This is a genomic window from Pseudomonas halotolerans, from assembly GCF_039581215.1.
Classification (GTDB): Bacteria; Pseudomonadota; Gammaproteobacteria; order Pseudomonadales; family Pseudomonadaceae; genus Aquipseudomonas; species Aquipseudomonas tehranensis.
In genome coordinates, this window is record NZ_JBCNTJ010000007.1 from 205,168 (window position 1) to 221,084 (window position 15,917).

At 61.5% G+C, this 15,917-nt stretch carries 17 protein-coding genes; 10 read left to right on the forward strand and 7 right to left on the reverse strand.

The window, feature by feature from the left end:
• Window positions 1-12: 12 nt before the first annotated feature.
• Window positions 13-1,443: a coniferyl aldehyde dehydrogenase gene (locus AAIS01_RS12395; RefSeq protein ID WP_343469199.1), complete on the reverse strand. Its 1,431-nt coding sequence runs from the start codon at window positions 1,441-1,443 to the stop codon at window positions 13-15.
• Between the two features lie 148 nt (window positions 1,444-1,591).
• Between AAIS01_RS12395 and AAIS01_RS12400 the strand changes: the two genes are divergently transcribed.
• Both AAIS01_RS12400 and AAIS01_RS12405 read left to right on the forward strand, forming a co-directional pair.
• On the forward strand, window positions 1,592-2,263 hold the full coding sequence (locus tag AAIS01_RS12400) for a TetR/AcrR family transcriptional regulator (protein WP_343469200.1): 672 nt from the start codon (window positions 1,592-1,594) through the stop codon (window positions 2,261-2,263).
• Between the two features lie 32 nt (window positions 2,264-2,295).
• Window positions 2,296-3,150, forward strand: a complete 855-nt coding sequence (locus AAIS01_RS12405; protein ID WP_343469201.1) for a sulfurtransferase — start codon at window positions 2,296-2,298, stop codon at window positions 3,148-3,150.
• 130 nt (window positions 3,151-3,280) lie between these two features.
• Here AAIS01_RS12405 and AAIS01_RS12410 read toward each other — a convergent pair whose 3' ends face one another.
• The 4 genes from AAIS01_RS12410 to AAIS01_RS12425 are packed head-to-tail and all read right to left on the reverse strand — an operon-like array spanning window position 3,281 to window position 7,758.
• On the reverse strand, window positions 3,281-4,279 hold the full coding sequence (locus AAIS01_RS12410) for a hydrolase (RefSeq protein WP_343469202.1): 999 nt from the start codon (window positions 4,277-4,279) through the stop codon (window positions 3,281-3,283).
• 29 nt (window positions 4,280-4,308) lie between these two features.
• On the reverse strand, window positions 4,309-4,920 hold the full coding sequence (rsmD, locus tag AAIS01_RS12415; RefSeq protein WP_343469203.1) for a 16S rRNA (guanine(966)-N(2))-methyltransferase RsmD: 612 nt from the start codon (window positions 4,918-4,920) through the stop codon (window positions 4,309-4,311).
• A complete protein-coding gene (locus tag AAIS01_RS12420) occupies window positions 4,920-6,410 on the reverse strand; it encodes a M16 family metallopeptidase (protein WP_343469204.1) in 1,491 nt (496 codons plus the stop codon). The genes rsmD and AAIS01_RS12420 overlap by 1 nt, the downstream gene beginning before the upstream one ends.
• Window positions 6,403-7,758, reverse strand: coding sequence for a M16 family metallopeptidase (locus tag AAIS01_RS12425; RefSeq protein WP_092395436.1), 1,356 nt, complete (start codon window positions 7,756-7,758; stop codon window positions 6,403-6,405). The genes AAIS01_RS12420 and AAIS01_RS12425 overlap by 8 nt, the downstream gene beginning before the upstream one ends.
• Before the next feature lie 344 nt (window positions 7,759-8,102).
• Here AAIS01_RS12425 and ftsY point away from each other — a divergent pair, with 344 nt between their 5' ends.
• From ftsY to rpoH, 4 genes are all read left to right on the forward strand, one after another.
• Window positions 8,103-9,551 (forward strand): signal recognition particle-docking protein FtsY, encoded by a 1,449-nt coding sequence (gene ftsY, locus AAIS01_RS12430; RefSeq protein ID WP_343469205.1) that lies wholly within the window; start codon window positions 8,103-8,105, stop codon window positions 9,549-9,551.
• The gene (gene ftsE / locus AAIS01_RS12435) at window positions 9,548-10,219 is read left to right on the forward strand and encodes a cell division ATP-binding protein FtsE (protein ID WP_024778908.1); all 672 of its coding nucleotides are present in this window, start codon (window positions 9,548-9,550) and stop codon (window positions 10,217-10,219) included. Before ftsY ends, ftsE begins: the two co-directional genes overlap by 4 nt.
• Window positions 10,216-11,238, forward strand: a complete 1,023-nt coding sequence (ftsX, locus tag AAIS01_RS12440; protein ID WP_214913777.1) for a permease-like cell division protein FtsX — start codon at window positions 10,216-10,218, stop codon at window positions 11,236-11,238. Before ftsE ends, ftsX begins: the two co-directional genes overlap by 4 nt.
• Window positions 11,239-11,350: 112 nt before the next feature.
• Window positions 11,351-12,205: an RNA polymerase sigma factor RpoH gene (rpoH, locus tag AAIS01_RS12445; RefSeq protein ID WP_092395442.1), complete on the forward strand. Its 855-nt coding sequence runs from the start codon at window positions 11,351-11,353 to the stop codon at window positions 12,203-12,205.
• 181 nt (window positions 12,206-12,386) lie between these two features.
• On the opposite strand, the gene mtgA is transcribed toward rpoH, so the two are convergent.
• Complete coding sequence (mtgA, locus tag AAIS01_RS12450) at window positions 12,387-13,109, reverse strand: monofunctional biosynthetic peptidoglycan transglycosylase (protein WP_343469206.1); 723 nt, start codon at window positions 13,107-13,109, stop codon at window positions 12,387-12,389.
• 73 nt (window positions 13,110-13,182) lie between these two features.
• On the opposite strand from mtgA, the gene AAIS01_RS12455 reads away from it, so the two are divergent.
• The 4 genes from AAIS01_RS12455 (at window position 13,183) to trmB (ending at window position 15,429) form a co-directional block, all read left to right on the forward strand.
• Window positions 13,183-13,554 carry a DUF423 domain-containing protein gene (locus tag AAIS01_RS12455; protein WP_343469207.1) on the forward strand — a complete coding sequence of 124 codons (372 nt, stop codon included), beginning with the start codon at window positions 13,183-13,185 and terminating at the stop codon, window positions 13,552-13,554.
• A gap of 90 nt (window positions 13,555-13,644) precedes the next feature.
• Complete coding sequence (thiS, locus tag AAIS01_RS12460) at window positions 13,645-13,845, forward strand: sulfur carrier protein ThiS (RefSeq protein WP_160893822.1); 201 nt, start codon at window positions 13,645-13,647, stop codon at window positions 13,843-13,845.
• A 54-nt stretch (window positions 13,846-13,899) separates the two neighbouring features.
• Window positions 13,900-14,694 carry a thiazole synthase gene (locus AAIS01_RS12465; protein WP_003177480.1) on the forward strand — a complete coding sequence of 265 codons (795 nt, stop codon included), beginning with the start codon at window positions 13,900-13,902 and terminating at the stop codon, window positions 14,692-14,694.
• Between the two features lie 9 nt (window positions 14,695-14,703).
• Window positions 14,704-15,429, forward strand: coding sequence for a tRNA (guanosine(46)-N7)-methyltransferase TrmB (gene trmB / locus AAIS01_RS12470; protein ID WP_343469208.1), 726 nt, complete (start codon window positions 14,704-14,706; stop codon window positions 15,427-15,429).
• Window positions 15,430-15,592: 163 nt separating this feature from the next.
• Here the strand turns inward: trmB and AAIS01_RS12475 are convergent, their stop codons facing one another.
• Window positions 15,593-15,916, reverse strand: a complete 324-nt coding sequence (locus AAIS01_RS12475; protein WP_343469209.1) for a DUF3392 domain-containing protein — start codon at window positions 15,914-15,916, stop codon at window positions 15,593-15,595.
• Window position 15,917: the final 1 nt, after the last annotated feature.

Here is a 15,917-nt window from a genome sequence, read left to right on the forward strand (position 1 = left end):
AAAAGACTGCTGCTAGCGGATAAACAACTTCTGGATCAATTTCTGAAGTGGCTTGCCGTATGGCGGGTAAATGAGTTTCGCGGCATTGAACCGCTGTTTGGTCAGTACGCCCTTGGCCTTGCTGAACGTCAGGAAGCCTTCGTGACCGTGGTAGTGCCCCATCCCCGAGGCGCCAATGCCGCCGAAGGGCAGGTCGTCCTGGGCGACGTGCAGCAGCGTGTCGTTCAAGCACACGCCGCCGGAATGGGTCTCGTTGAGCACGCGATGGTGTTCGGCCTTGTTGTAGCCAAAGTAGTAGAGCGCCAGCGGGCGAGGCCGCTGATTGATATAGGCAAATGCCTGGTCGAGGTTCTGATAAGGCACGATGGGCAGCAGCGGGCCGAAGATTTCGTCCTGCATGACGGTCATGTCATCGCTGACGTTGAGCAACAGGCTGTGGGCCATGCGCCGGCCCTGGCCTCGATCGAACAACTCGATCAGCAATGCGCCCTTGCTGGTGGCATCGCTGATGTAGCCGTTGAGCCGCGCCAATTGTCGTTCGTTGATGATCGCGGTGTAGTCCGGATTGTCAGTCAGGGTCGGATAAAACCCGCGGACCGCTTCGCGATACGCTTCAACAAATTCACCTACACGGTTCTGCGGCACCAGCACGTAGTCCGGTGCGACACAGGTTTGCCCGGCATTCAGGGTTTTGCCGAATGCGATGCGCTCGGCGGCGTCCTTGAGGGGCACATCCGCAGATACGATGGCGGGCGATTTGCCTCCCAGTTCGAGCGTGACCGGGGTCAGGTTCTCGGCGGCGGCGCGCATCACGTGCTTGCCAATGCTGGTGGCGCCGGTGAACAGCAAGTGGTCGAAGGGCAACCTGGAAAACGCCATGCCGACCTCGGCTTCGCCGAGCACCACGCACACCAGATCCTGAGGGAAAATTCGCGCCAGCAATTGCTTGAGCAGCAATCCGGTAGCAGGGGTCGATTCGCTCAGCTTGAGCATCACCCTGTTGCCCGCCGACAATGCCCCCACCAGCGGCCCGATGGCCAGGAACAGTGGGTAGTTCCAAGGCACGATGACCCCCACCACGCCCAGCGGTTGGTACACCACTTTGGCTGACGCCGGCTGGAAGGCCACGCCCACCTTGCGCCGGGAAGGTTTCATCCAGCCCTTGAGGTGTCGGCTGGCGTAATGGATGCCGTGCAGGCTCGGCATGAGCTCGGCCAGCAGTGTTTCGTCCGCGCTGCGGTGGCTGAAGTCCTGGCTGATAGCGTCGATCAGTGCTTGTCGCTCGTTGCTCAGTAACTCGCGCAACGCCTTGAGCCATTGCCGCCGCTGCTCGGCAGGTGGCATGGGGTGGGCGGCATAGGCCTGGCGCTGGGTGTCGAAAAGCGCTTGCAGTTCGCCCAGGTGCTGTTGGGATTCGCGCAGGTAAGCAACGTCGGCAGGCATGGGCGGGCACCGATTGTAGGGGGGTGAGTGTTTTCTAGAGCTTATACTCTAAAAAGTCAACCGACATCCGCGACGCCTTTGGGTTTTTCCCGTGACCGATAGGTCGTAAGATGCCGTTCAATGCTTTCCTCGAATTAAAGCTCAAGCCATGGCCATACGAATAAAAACCAGTGAGCGCATCGTGCAAAACAGCCTGGAGCTGTTCAATCAGCAGGGTGAGCGCAGCGTCAGCACCAACCATATCGCCGCCCATATGGACATGTCTCCGGGCAATCTTTACTACCACTTCCCCAACAAGCAGGCGATCATCGCCGTATTGTTCAGTGAATACGAAAACCTGGTGGACAGTTTCCTGCGTCCGCCCCAAGGCCGTGCGGCGACCGTCGAGGATAAGCGCTTCTACCTGCAGGAATTGCTCTCGGCGATGTGGCGCTACCGCTTCCTGCACCGAGACCTGGAGCATCTGCTGGACAGCGACCCGGACCTTGCCGCGCGCTATCGTCGGTTTTCCCAGCGTAGCCTGATTCACGGCACGGCCATCTACGAAGGTTTCGTAGCCGCCGGTATCCTGAAAATGGACCGAGTGCAAATCGAGTCCCTGACCCTCAATGCCTGGATCATTCTCACGTCCTGGGTCCGTTTCCTCTGCACCACGCGGGACAACTCCAACCACTTGAGCGAGCAGGCGATTAAGCGCGGGGTCTATCAAGTGCTGGTGCTGGAGGCTGGTTTTGTGACTGATCAGGCCCGTGAATCAGTGGATGCCCTGTTCAAGGAGTTCTATGTCCCCCTGGCCCAGACCCTGGTGGAAGGGCCTTAGGATTCAAATTCGATCGAGTCACAGGAGCCCTTATGCCCATTGCGCAACTCATCAGCCCCCAAGCCCTGGAACACAGGAGGTCGCAGCCGGGACTGGTGATCCTCGATTGTCGTTTTGCCCTGGAGGACCCGGACTACGGCCAACGCAGTTACGCCGAAGGCCATATTGCCGGGGCATCCTTCGCCGACCTTGAGCGGGACCTGAGTGGGCCGGTCACCAAAGGCGTGACCGGCCGCCATCCACTGCCGGAGCCTGAGGCCTTGATGAAGCGTTTGCGGGCCTGGGGGATCGGCAACGACAGCGACATCGTTCTGTACGATGACGGCCCTGGCGCCTATGCCGCCCGGGCCTGGTGGTTGCTGGCCTGGCTGGGTAAGCGCGATGGCGTTTACATCCTCGACGGCGGGCTCAAGGCTTGGCATGGTGCCGGTTTGCCCTTGAGTCTCGATCCACCGTTCAACGGCCCCGGGACCTTCAGTGGTTCTCCCGACGCGACCCTGCTGCTCAGTGCCGAGTCGCTTGAGCAGCGCCTCGGTGAGCCGGACATGACCCTGCTCGATGCCCGGGCGTTGCCGCGCTTCAAGGGCGAAGTCGAACCGATCGATCCGGTGGCCGGACATATCCCGGGCGCGCAGTGCGCAGCGTTCACCGAGAACCTGGGTGCTGACGGGCGCTTTCTGCCAGTCGACCAGCTCAAGCAGCGCTTTGCCGAGAAATTGGGAGAGCGCTCACCGACGGAACTGGTGGCCTATTGCGGTTCCGGCGTGACGGCATGCCATAACCTGTTTGCCTTGTGCCTGGCGGGGTATCCGTTGGGGAGGTTGTACGCCGGTTCGTGGAGTGAGTGGATCACCGATTCGCAGCGGGGCGTGGCGAAGGGCGAATAGCGGTCAGTCCTGAGTCAATGTGGGAGCGAGCTTGCTCGCGATAGCGGTGGGTCAGCTTGCATCGATGCCAAATGTTCCACCGTAATCGCGAGCAGGCTCGCTCCCACGGGGATTTGGTGTTTAACCACAGTCATCCATGGCCCAGGCTGGCCAGCCAGTGGGGAATCCGCCGCTCCAGGTAATACCCCGGACGGCGCAAGCTCCCTTCGACAAAACCCACATGCCCGCCTTGTGCATGCAGTTCAAGGCAGGTAGAGGCTGACAGCTCGCCAGGTTCGGGCAAGCTGTGGGGAAACACGAAGGGGTCGTCGGCGGCCTGGATGACCAGGGTCGGCGTGCTGATCTCGCCAAGAAAGTAACGACTGGAGGCGCGACGGTAATAGTCGGCGGCGTCAGAGAAGCCGTGCAGCGGCGCCGTCACCCGCCCATCGAAGTCCCAGAAGGTGCGCATGTTTTCCAGAGGGCCCAGCGCCGTGAGGGTCGCCAGCCCTTCGTGGCGTCCATCGTGCTGAAACTGGCGTTGCTTGTTGCGCACGTAGGCCACCATCTCGCGCATGAAATGGGCCTGATAAAACCTGGAAAAGCCCTGTCCGATGCGATCGGCACACTGGTCGAGGCGAAACGGTACCGACACCGCGACCGCGCCTTGCAACTGACTGTCGCCACCTGTTTCCCCCAGGTGCTTGAGCAGCACGTTGCCGCCCAGTGAATAGCCCACCGCAAACAGCGGTGCCAACGGGCGGCGGGCCCGCAGATGGGTGATGGCGGCGGCGAGGTCTTCGCTGGCCCCCGAGTGATAGCTGCGGGGCAACAGGTTGGGTTCTCCCGAGCAACCACGCCAGTTCAGCGCTACGCTGGCCCAGCCTTGTCTGCCAAGAGCCTGTTGCAGACCGGCCACGTAGGGCGAGTTGGAAGAACCGGTGAGCCCGTGAAGCACCAACACCAGTGGCGCATCGACTCGGTGGGGGCCATGCCAATCGAGATCGAGAAAGTCGCCGTCTTCCAGCCACAGGCGCTCCCGTTCCCGAGCGATGTGGAGGGTCTTGCGCCACAGCGGCCCCCACAAGGTTTGCAAGTGCGGGTTGCCAAGGCCCAAGGCCGGGACGAAACGTTCAGATGCAGCAGACACGATCATTTCTCGATGCGCTGGCCAGCCGTTCAGTCAACGGCCTCTGCCACACGTTGCCACAACGCGTAATACACCCGTCCGGATTTCTGCTCGCGATGCAGGCGCCAGTTGCCCGGCAACCCCACGGTGGACGGGGCGGCTTCGCTTTCAGTGTAGACCCAGGCATCGTCGGCCAGCCAATGACGTTCTTCGAGCAAGGTGCAAACGGCTGGCAGCAGGTTCTGATTGAAAGGCGGGTCAAGGAACACCAAGTCGAAAGGCGTCGCTGGCTGGCTGTCCAGATAGCGCAGCGCGTCGGCGGTCTGCACCTGACCGACGGTACAACGCAGTGTGCCCAGGTGCTCTTTCAGGCTGGAGACCGCCAGGCTGCTGGCGTCCAGCGCCTGGCCCATGGCGGCGCCACGGGACAACGCCTCAAGAAACAATGCCCCGCTGCCGGCAAACGGGTCGAGGACCCGAGCGCCGGCCACGTAGGGCGCGAGCCAGTTGAACAAGGTTTCGCGCACCCGGTCCGGGGTTGGGCGCAGACCCGGCGCGTCGGGGAAGCTCAAGCGCCGGCTGCGCCACTCGCCGCCGATGATGCGCAACTGGTTCACACCGTTGTGCACGGGTTTCTTGCTGGAATTGGATGGGCGGGCCATTAGTGCTCCGGAACCCCGAGCGGTTGCTCGGCAGGTTTTTCAGTGGGGGCCGGCAGCGGCTGTTGCGGCACGGTCGGGCCGGCGGTGACGATGACCATTTTATCCGTGCTCAGGTGTTTGTTCAGCGCGGTCTTGACCTGTTCGACGGTCAGTTCCTGGGACTGACGCATGAAGTCTTCCAGGTAGCTGAGCGGCAAGTCATAGAAACCCATGGCGCCGAGCTGGCCGACAATGTCCTCGTTACTGGCGGTGGACAGCGGGAAACTGCCGGCCAGCTCACGCTTGGCATCATCGAGTTCTTTTTGGGTCGGGCCGTTCTTCAGGTAATCGGCGAACACATCCTGCACCAGTTTCAGCGTGCCTTCGCTCATTTCGGCGCGTGTCTGCAGGTTGATCATGAACGGGCCCCGGGCCTGCATCGGCGAGAAGCCGGAATACACGCCGTAGGTCAGGCCACGCTTTTCCCGGACTTCGGTCATCAGTCGCGTGCCGAAACCGCCGCCGCCGAGGATCTGGTTGCCCAGGGACACGGCCGCATAGTCCGGGTCGTCCCGATCGATCCCCAGTTGCGCAAGCATCAGGTTGGTCTGCTTGGACGGGAACTCGATGTGACCGATGCTCGCCTTCGGTTCAACCGGTTGCACGGTCTTCGCCAGCGCCGGGCCCTTCGGCAGCGCGGCGGACACCTGATTGGCAATGGCTTCGGCTTCGGCACGGGACAGGTCCCCTACCAGCGCAATCACCGCGTTGCCGGCGGCATAGGCCCTGGCGTGGAAAGCCTGGACCTGGGCCAGCGTGATCGGTGGAATGCTTTGGGCGGTACCGTCACTGGAATGGGCATACGGATGATCACCGTACAGGCGCTTCATCAGTTCCAGCCCCGCCAGCTTGCCGGGGTTCTGCTTCTGGTACTCGAAACCGGCCAGCAACTGGTTCTTGATGCGCGCAAAGGAATCGGCGGGGAAGGTCGGTTTGCCAACGACATCGGCGAACAGCTTCAGCGCCGGCTCTCGCTTGTCCACCGCGCTGAGGCTGCGCAGTGACGCCAGGGCCATGTCCCGCAGGGCACCGTTGCCAAAGTCGGCGCCGAGGCTTTCGAACCCTTGGGCAATCGCGCTGACATCCTTGCCGGCTACGCCCTCATTGAGCATGGCGTTGGTCAACAGCGCCAGACCGGGTGTATCGCCGTCCTGGCTGCTGCCGGCGGCGAATGTCAGGCGCAGGTCGAACATCGGTAATTCCCGGGCTTCGACGAACAACACCTTGGCGCCGTCAGCGGTTGTCCAGGTTTTTACGTCGAGCTGGCGACGGCTGGGTGCCTTGCCGTCCAGCTCGGCCAACGATTGCAGCTTGTTGCTGGCCTTGGCTTTGTCCAGCGCCTGGCTGGCGTTGGTGTCATTGGATGGCGACAGGTAAAAGGCCAAGGCGCTGATCAGGGCGATCAACACCACACCGATCAGCACCAGACGCGGTGATTTGCGCTCACTCATGAGCTTTCTCCTCGGGCAGGACGTGCGCGACGCTCAGGCGCGAGCGGGTGAAATACAGCTGGGCTGCCTTCTGGATATCTTGGGGGGTCACGCTTTGCAGTTCGGCGAGCTCGGTGTCCATCAGTTTCCAGGACAAGCCGACCGTTTCCAGCTGGCCGATGGCGGTGGCCTGGCTGGTGATCGAATCGCGCTCGTACACCAGGCCGGCGATGACCTGAGCGCGGACGCGCTCCAGTTCCTCGGCGGTCGGGGCGGTGGTTTTCAACTGTTCGAGCAAGCGCCACAAACCGGCTTCGGCCTGGGCCATGGTTTTGTTTTTCTGGGTGTTGGGCGTGGCCGACAAGGTGAACAGCGTGTCGCCACGGGTAAAGGCGTCGTAGCTCGACGAACCGCCGGACACCAGCTCTTCGCCGCGCTCCAGCTGGGTCGGGATCCGCCCGCTATAGCCGCCGTCCAACAAGGCCGAGATCAGCCGAAGGGCATTGACCGAGCGTTTGTCGGTCGCGGTGGCGATGCTTGGCACGTTGAAGGCCAGCATCAGGCTTGGCAGTTGGGTCTGCACATGCAGGGTAATCTGCCGCTCGCCAGGTTCGGCCAGTTCCAGGGGGATCTTCGCCGGCGGCACATCGCGCCGGGCAACCGGGCCAAAGTAACGCTGGGCCAACGTCTTGACCTCGTCGGGCGTAACGTCGCCGACCACCACTAGGGTTGCGTTATTCGGCGCGTACCAGGATTCGTACCAGTGGCGCAGTTCCTGGACTTTCATCCGCTCCAGGTCGGCCATCCAGCCGATGGTCGGGGTGTGGTAGCCGCTGGCCGGGTAAGCCATGGCCTTGAAGCGCTCATAAGCCTTGGACATCGGCTTGTCGTCGGTGCGCATGCGGCGCTCTTCCTTGATCACCTCGATCTCGCGGCTGAACTCCTCCGGTGGCAGACGCAGGCTGGCCATGCGGTCGGCTTCCAGTTCGAAGGCAACGCCCAGGCGATCGCGGGCCAGTACCTGGTAGTAAGCGGTAAAGTCATCGCTGGTGAAGGCGTTCTCTTCGGCGCCAAGGTCGCGCAGGATCAGCGAGGCTTCGCCAGGGCCGACTTTCGAGCTGCCCTTGAACATCATGTGTTCCAGGGCGTGGGACAAACCGGTCTGGCCTGGCGTTTCATAACTGGAGCCAACCTTGTACCAGACCTGGGATACCACCACCGGTGCGCGATGATCTTCGCGCACCACGACCTTCAGGCCGTTGTCGAGGGTAAATTCATGGGTGGGTTGTGGATCGGCAGCCAAGGCTGAAAAAGGCAGACAAACTGTGCTGAGCAGCAGGCCTGCAGCACGGCGGGCAAGAGCATTCATTCGTTTTTAAACCTGTTGGGCTGCCCGCTAGGTCTTAGCGTCGGCGGGCGAGAGGGTGCTAGGATACTGATCCGTTTTACTGGCGGCCACGCCTATCGGGCCTTTTCTCGGTCCGGGGTTGTTTGGGTTCTCGGAAGAAACCCTGGGTTTGTTCGTTGATCCCAGCGTTTTCGCCGATGATGCCGCGCCAGTCCTTCGAAAAAATCGACCTTGAGCTGTCCTGGGGACAACTCGACAAAATGTTGCGCGTGAACAAGCTGGGTGAAACGCAGTCTGTTCAGCATCGAATATTTATCACCGAGGCGCCCTGATGGCGCGTCGCTACCGTGAGATAGCCGTCCTCCATGTTTGGTTCCAACGACGACAAGAAGACCCCAGCTGCGGCTGGTGAGAAAAAAGGCCTGTTCGGATGGCTGCGCAAGAAGCCGCAGGAAACCGTCGTCGAACAGCCGCAACCGCTGCCTGAGCCCGACGCCGAGGCGGTGGCCGAACAAGCTGCCCCGATTGTCCTGCCGATTGCCGAGCCGGTGTTGCAACCGGCCGAGCCTGCGCCTGACTTGGCCGCGGAGCCGGTGGCCGAGCAACCGCTGACCCTGCCCGAAGGGCAAACCCCCTGGCTGACCTTGCCCGTGGCGGAAGAACCGGTAGCGTTGGTGGAAGACGCACAGGCATCGCAGGTCGCTCCGCCGATTCCGGCACTCACCCCCTCCGTCGCGGCCCCGGCCGTGGAGCCGACCGTCGAAGTGCCGGTGCCTGCCATCACGCCTGTCGCAGCCCCAGTCCCAGCCGCCCCTGCACCGGAGCCCGTTGCAGTTGAGTTGCCAGCTCTCGCAGAGCCCGCGCCTGTCGCCGAAGAGAACAAGGTCGGTTTCTTCGCCCGCCTCAAGCAAGGCCTGTCCAAGACCAGCGCCAGCATCGGCGAAGGCATGGCCAGCCTGTTCCTGGGCAAGAAAGTCATCGACGACGAATTGCTGGAAGACATCGAAACTCGCTTGCTGACCGCCGATGTGGGTGTCGAGGCGACGTCGGTGATCATCCAGAGCCTGACTCAAAAGGTGGCGCGCAAGCAGCTCACCGACGCCGATGCTTTGTACAAGTCTTTGCAGGGCGAGTTGACCAACATGCTCAAGCCGGTGGAACAGCCGCTGGTGATTGCCTCGCAGAACAAGCCGTTCGTGATTCTGGTGGTGGGCGTCAACGGCGCCGGCAAGACCACGACCATCGGCAAACTGGCGAAGAAGCTGCAGTTGGAGGGCAAGAAAGTCATGCTCGCCGCCGGCGACACCTTCCGCGCCGCTGCGGTCGAACAGCTGCAAGTGTGGGGCGAGCGCAACAAGATCCCGGTGATCGCCCAGCACACCGGCGCTGACTCCGCTTCAGTGATTTTCGACGCCGTGCAGGCCGCCAAGGCCCGTGGCATCGATGTGCTGATTGCCGACACGGCCGGTCGCCTGCACACCAAAGACAACCTGATGGAAGAGTTGAAGAAGGTTCGCCGGGTGATCGGCAAGCTCGATGCCGACGCGCCCCATGAGGTGCTGCTGGTGCTGGACGCCGGCACCGGCCAGAACGCTATCAACCAGGCCAAGCAGTTCAACCAGACCGTCCAACTGACCGGACTGGCCCTGACCAAGCTCGACGGGACCGCCAAGGGCGGGGTGATTTTCGCCTTGGCCAAGCAGTTCGGTCTGCCGATTCGCTACATCGGCGTGGGTGAAGGCATCGACGATCTGCGCACCTTTGAAGCCGAGCCCTTTGTCCAGGCACTGTTTGCCGAGCGGGAGCACTCATGATTCGTTTCGAACAGGTCGGTAAACGCTATCCGAACGGACACGTCGGCTTGCATGAGCTGAGCTTTCGGGTCCGTCGTGGCGAGTTTCTGTTTGTCACCGGCCATTCTGGCGCCGGTAAAAGTACCTTGCTGCGCCTGCTGCTGGCGATGGAGCGGCCCACCACCGGCAAACTGCTGTTGGCCGGCCAGGACCTGAGCACCATCAGCAATGCCCAGATTCCTTACTTGCGTCGGCAGATCGGCGTGGTGTTCCAGAATCACCAGTTGCTGTTCGATCGCACGGTGTTCAACAACGTGGCGTTGCCCTTGCAGATCCTTGGCCTGTCCAAGGCCGAGATCAACAAACGCGTGGATTCGGCCCTGGAGCGTGTGGCACTGTCGGACAAGACCGATTTGTACCCGGGCGACTTGTCCACCGGCCAGCAACAGCGCGTCGGCATCGCCCGCGCCATCGTCCATCGCCCGGCCTTGCTGCTGGCGGATGAACCTACCGGTAACCTGGACCCGCGTCTGGCGGCGGAAATCATGGGCGTATTCGAAGACATCAATCGCTTGGGCACCAGCGTGCTGATTGCCAGTCACGACCTGGCCCTCATCGCGCGCATGCGTCACCGCATGCTCACCTTGCAACGCGGTCGACTGATCGGTGACGGGGAGGCTGGCGTATGAGTGCGACCCGCAGCCCCAAGGTGGCCGAACGCGTGGCCCCGAAAGCCTCCGATCCGCAGCCGCCAAAGAAGAAGCGCGACGATGATGACGGTCCGGATTTCGCGACATTGTTTCACGCCTGGGTCGAAAGCCATCGCGCCAGTCTGCTGGATAGCCTGAAGCGCCTGGGCAAGCAACCGATCGGCAGCTTTTTTACCTGCATGGTGATGGCGGTGGCCCTGAGTTTGCCCATGGGCCTGTCATTATTGTTAAGTAATGTGGAGCGTCTGGGTGGCTCCTGGCAACGTGCGGCGCAGATTTCCTTATACCTTCAGTTGGACGCGAGCCCTGCTGAAGGCCAGGCGTTGCGCGAGCAGATCAAAGCCATGCCGGGCGTGGCCGACGCCGAATACATTGGTCGCGAGCAAGCCCTGGAGGAGTTCCAGCAGCAGTCCGGCCTGGGCGATGCCCTCAAGGAACTGCCGGAAAACCCGCTGCCGGGTGTAGTGCTGGTGACGCCGGACGAAGTCGACAAGCCGACACTTGAAGCATTAAGACAAAGACTTTCCGAGTTGCCGAAGGTACAACAGGCGCAACTTGATCTAGTCTGGGTCGAGCGTCTTGCGGCGATCCTCAAGCTCGGCGACCGGTTTGTCTTCGGTCTGACGGTGCTTCTGGTTTCTGCATTACTTTTGGTGATAGGCAATACCATTCGTCTTCATATTGAAAACCGCCGCACCGAGATAGAAGTGATTAAACTGGTCGGCGGTACGGACAGTTATGTGCGCAGGCCCTTCCTTTATATGGGGGCTCTGTATGGCTTCGGTGCCGGGATTCTGTCCTGGGGCGTATTGGCATTTGGCCTGGACTGGCTGAATGATGCGGTTGTGGGGCTGGCCGGTTTGTACGGCAGTGATTTTTCCCTGGCCGGAGTGCCAGCCGCCGACGGTCTGTCGCTCTTGCTTGGCGCGGTGCTGTTGGGTTATATCGGTGCATGGATTGCGGTAGCACGCCACTTGCGTGAGCTTGCTCCAAAATAGTGTTTTTTGCGCGTATTGACCTTTCGGTTTTTGTGGGAACTTGTCCTACGGTTCCCGGTCAATTTTCGCAGTGCTGAACTGCACGAGTTATGTGAGTCGGAGGTTTTTTCGTATGACCACTTCTTTGCAACCTGCTTATGCTCTGGTCCCGGGTGCGAACCTGGAGGCCTATGTGCACACGGTGAACAGCATCCCTTTGCTGACGCCCGAGCAGGAGCGTGAACTGGCCGAGAGTCTCTATTATGAGCAGGATCTTGAGGCGGCTCGGCAGATGGTGCTCGCCCACCTGCGTTTTGTTGTACATATCGCCCGCAGCTATTCCGGCTACGGGCTGGCCCAGGCCGACCTGATCCAGGAAGGCAACGTCGGCCTGATGAAGGCGGTCAAGCGTTTCAACCCGGAAATGGGTGTGCGCCTGGTGTCGTTTGCAGTGCACTGGATCAAGGCGGAAATCCACGAGTTCATCCTGCGCAACTGGCGCATCGTGAAAGTCGCGACCACCAAGGCCCAGCGCAAGCTGTTCTTCAACCTGCGCAGCCAGAAGAAACGTCTGGCCTGGCTGAACAATGAAGAAGTCCATCGCGTGGCCGAGAGCCTGGGCGTCGAGCCGCGGGAAGTGCGTGAGATGGAAAGTCGTCTGACTGGCCATGACATGGCCTTCGACCCGGCCGCCGAAGCGGACGACGACAGCGCTTTCCAGTCGCCGGCCAACTACCTGGAAGACCACCGGTACGACCCGGCGCGTCAACTGGAAGACGCCGACTGGAGTGACAACTCCAACACCAACCTGCACGAAGCCCTCGAAGTGCTGGACGAACGCAGCCGTGACATTCTCTACCAGCGCTGGCTGGCCGAGGAAAAAGCCACACTGCACGACCTGGCACAGAAGTACAACGTGTCGGCCGAGCGGATTCGCCAGCTTGAGAAAAGCGCGATGAACAAGCTCAAGACGTCGATTGCTGCCTGACCGCAGCAGCCATAAAAACGCCCCGATCATCAGTGATGGTCGGGGCGTTTTTGTTCGGGCGGGCAAAATCCCTGTGGGAGCGGGCTTGCTCGCGAAAGCGGTGTGTCAGTCCACATCAATGTATCCGGTACACCGCATTCGCGAGCAAGCCCGCTCCCACAAGGGGTGTTCAGTGCCCCGGCTATTGCGCCCAAGGCGCCCGTCGCGAGTCATTGAGCCCCAGCAGGTAGCTGTCGCCCCCCAACTGGCTCATCTGCCGGCGAATCCAGTTCGCGCGCCGCAGTACATAAGGACTTGGGCGGGCGGCGTTCCATACCCGGGGGTTGGGCAGGACTGCCGCCAGCAGGCTGGCCTGTTGCCGGGACAATGCATCGGCGCTGACCCGAAAGTGATGCCGCGCCGCAGCTTCGGCGCCGAACACACCGTCATCCCACTCGACGCTGTTGAGGTACACCTCGAGAATCCGCTGCTTGGGCCAGAATATTTCGATCAGCGCGGTAAACCAGGCTTCCAGCCCCTTGCGCAGCCAACTGCGGCCCGGCCACAGGAACAGGTTCTTGGACACCTGCTGGCTGAGGGTGCTGGCACCGCGAATCGAGCCGCCACGTCCGTTATGGGTAAGCGCGGCCTGGATCGCACCGAAGTCAAAGCCCCAGTGCTCGGGAAATTTCTGATCCTCGCCGGCGATTACCGCGATTTTGAGGTTGTCGGAAATCTGATCCCAGGGTTGCCAGGTACGCTGCAGGTCGATCGGTTCGCCACCGAACCAGGATTCGACTTTGCGCTCGATCATCAGCGCGGTGAACGGCGGCGGCACCACGCGAAACAGCAGCACCAGCACGACGCTGCCAACGGCGAACCAGAGCAGGGCTTTAACGAATCGTCGAAACAATGAACGCAACATAGAGATGGCTTGGCCGAACCCGTCGAGCGGGCCATTATACAGACCCTGTCCACCGAGTCTGACTGGAGTTCTCATGCTGCGTAGTTTTCTGATGCTGGCTGCTTTTTTCGGCTTCACCGGCGTGGCACTGGGAGCGTTTGCCGCCCACGGCCTGAAGAATCGGTTGAGCGCAGATTACCTGGCGATTTTCCATACCGGCGTCACCTATCAGTTGGTACACACCCTGGCGTTGCTGGGCGTCGCGCTGCTGGTCACGCACATCCCGGGACGCATCGTCACCTGGGCCGGGATTTCGTTTGTGATCGGTATCCTGCTGTTCTCCGGGAGTCTCTATCTGCTGACGCTCACGGGCATCAGCAAACTGGGGATTATCACGCCGTTCGGTGGCGTAGCGTTTCTGATCGGTTGGCTGTGCCTGGGGCTTGCCGCCTGGCGGTTGGGCTGACCGCACGGTCCAATTCATGACGAATGGCTTGGGTCGCCCAGACTGATCGGGCTAGAATGCCAGCCCCTAAAAATGATGGCGGCATCCGGCATGCGCATTCAGTTGAACGGCGAACCCCTTGATCTGCCTGACGGTGAAACCGTTGCGGCCCTGCTGACCCGTCTGGAACTTACCGGACGCCGCGTCGCGGTGGAGCTCAATCTGGATATCGTCCCGCGCAGCCAGCATGCCGACACCACGTTGAACGACGGCGATTCGGTCGAAGTGGTCCATGCCATCGGTGGCGGCTAGTCGCCTCGGTTTCGCAGCATTTCGCAAGAACCTCACCCCAACAGAGGATTTCCCATGAGCATCGTTCGTAGCGACAAGCCCTTCGTCCTGGCCGGTCGTACTTACCAGTCGCGCTTGCTGGTAGGTACCGGCAAGTACCGCGACATGGAAGAAACCCGCCTGGCCATCGAAGCCTCGGGCGCTGAAATCGTGACCGTTGCCGTGCGCCGGACCAACATCGGCCAGAACCCGGGCGAACCGAATCTGCTGGATATCCTGCCGCCGGATCGCTACACGATCCTGCCCAACACCGCCGGTTGCTTCGACGCCATCGAGGCTGTGCGCACCTGCCGTCTGGCCCGTGAACTGCTCGACGGCCACAACCTGGTGAAGCTGGAAGTGCTGGCGGACCAGAAGACCCTGTTCCCCAACGTGATCGAAACCCTCAAGGCCGCCGAAACCCTGGTCAAGGAAGGTTTCGACGTGATGGTCTACACCAGCGATGACCCGATCATCGCCCGTCAACTGGCGGAAATTGGCTGCATCGCGGTGATGCCGCTGGCCGGTCTGATCGGCACGGGCCTGGGGATCTGCAACCCGTACAACCTGCAGATCATCCTGGAAGAAGCCAAGATTCCGGTGTTGGTGGATGCCGGTGTCGGCACGGCGTCCGACGCCACTATCGCCATGGAACTGGGCTGTGAAGCCGTGCTGATGAACTCGGCCATTGCCCATGCCCAGCAACCGATCCTGATGGCCGAAGCCATGAAGCACGCCATTGTGGCTGGGCGTCTGGCGTACCTCGCCGGCCGCATGCCGAAAAAACTTTACGCCAGCGCCTCTTCGCCGCTGGATGGTCTGATCAAGTAAGAGCCATTGATGACTGAATCGAACGACACGCCTGTCCTCCCGGAAGAAGGCGAAGAGCGCCAGCACCGCCGCATCAAGAGTTTTGTGATGCGCGCCGGGCGCATGACCGAAGGCCAGCAACGTGGTCTTGAGCAGGGTGCGCCACTGTTTGTCCTGCCCCTGGCCGATGCGCCGGTGGATTTTGATCAGGTGTTCGGCCGCTCGGCGCCGCGCTCGCTGGAAATCGGCTTCGGCATGGGCCACTCGCTGCTGGAAATGGCCGCCGCGGCGCCGGAGCAGGATTTCATCGGTGTGGAAGTTCATCGTCCCGGTGTGGGCGCGCTGCTCAACGGCGTGTTGACCCAGGGGCTGACCAACCTGCGGGTCTACGACTGCGACGCCATCGAAGTGCTTAACCGCTGCGTGGCCGACAACAGTCTCGACCGGCTGATGCTGTTCTTCCCGGACCCATGGCACAAAAGCCGTCACCACAAGCGCCGCATCGTCCAGGCGTCGTTCGCTGAGTTGGTGCGCAGCAAGTTGAAGGTCGGCGGTGTGCTGCACATGGCCACCGACTGGGAACCCTACGCCGAGTACATGCTGGAAGTGATGAACGTCGCCCCGGGTTACCGCAACCTGGCCGAAGATGGCAAATGCGTACCGCGCCCGGCCGAACGCCCGATCACCAAGTTCGAACGCCGTGGCGAGCGTTTGGGGCATGGAGTCTGGGATTTGAAGTTCGAGAAGGTGGATTAGGCATCACGCGATACCCAATGTGGGAGCGAGGCTTTGTGGGAGCAAGGCTTGCCCGCGATAGCAGCGCCTCGGTAGCCACTTGAACCCCGAGTCGCCTGCATCGCGAGCAAGCTCAGCTCCCACAGAGGCCCGCTCCCACTTTTGTTTTGTGGTGTCTGTGGAATCAGCGTCGATCCGCCACCACGCCAATCAACACCAGCACCACCAACAGCACCGGCGCCAGGCTGTAGTTGTTGAATTGGCTCAAGCCCCGGACAATCCATGGCGTGGCGTAGATCAGGGCCGCGCCGCTGCCGATCATGCACAGCAGGGCCATCAGCGGGACGCGCAAGGCGCCGGCGATATTGCCAAGACGTTGTTCGACCCAACCCTTGATGTCGGCACCAAACAGCACCAGCAGGCAGCCTACCAATGCCAGGGAGATTTCCGATAGGTTGCTGCGACTCCAGCGGGACACGGTGGCGAGCAGGTCGAGTACCAGATCCATG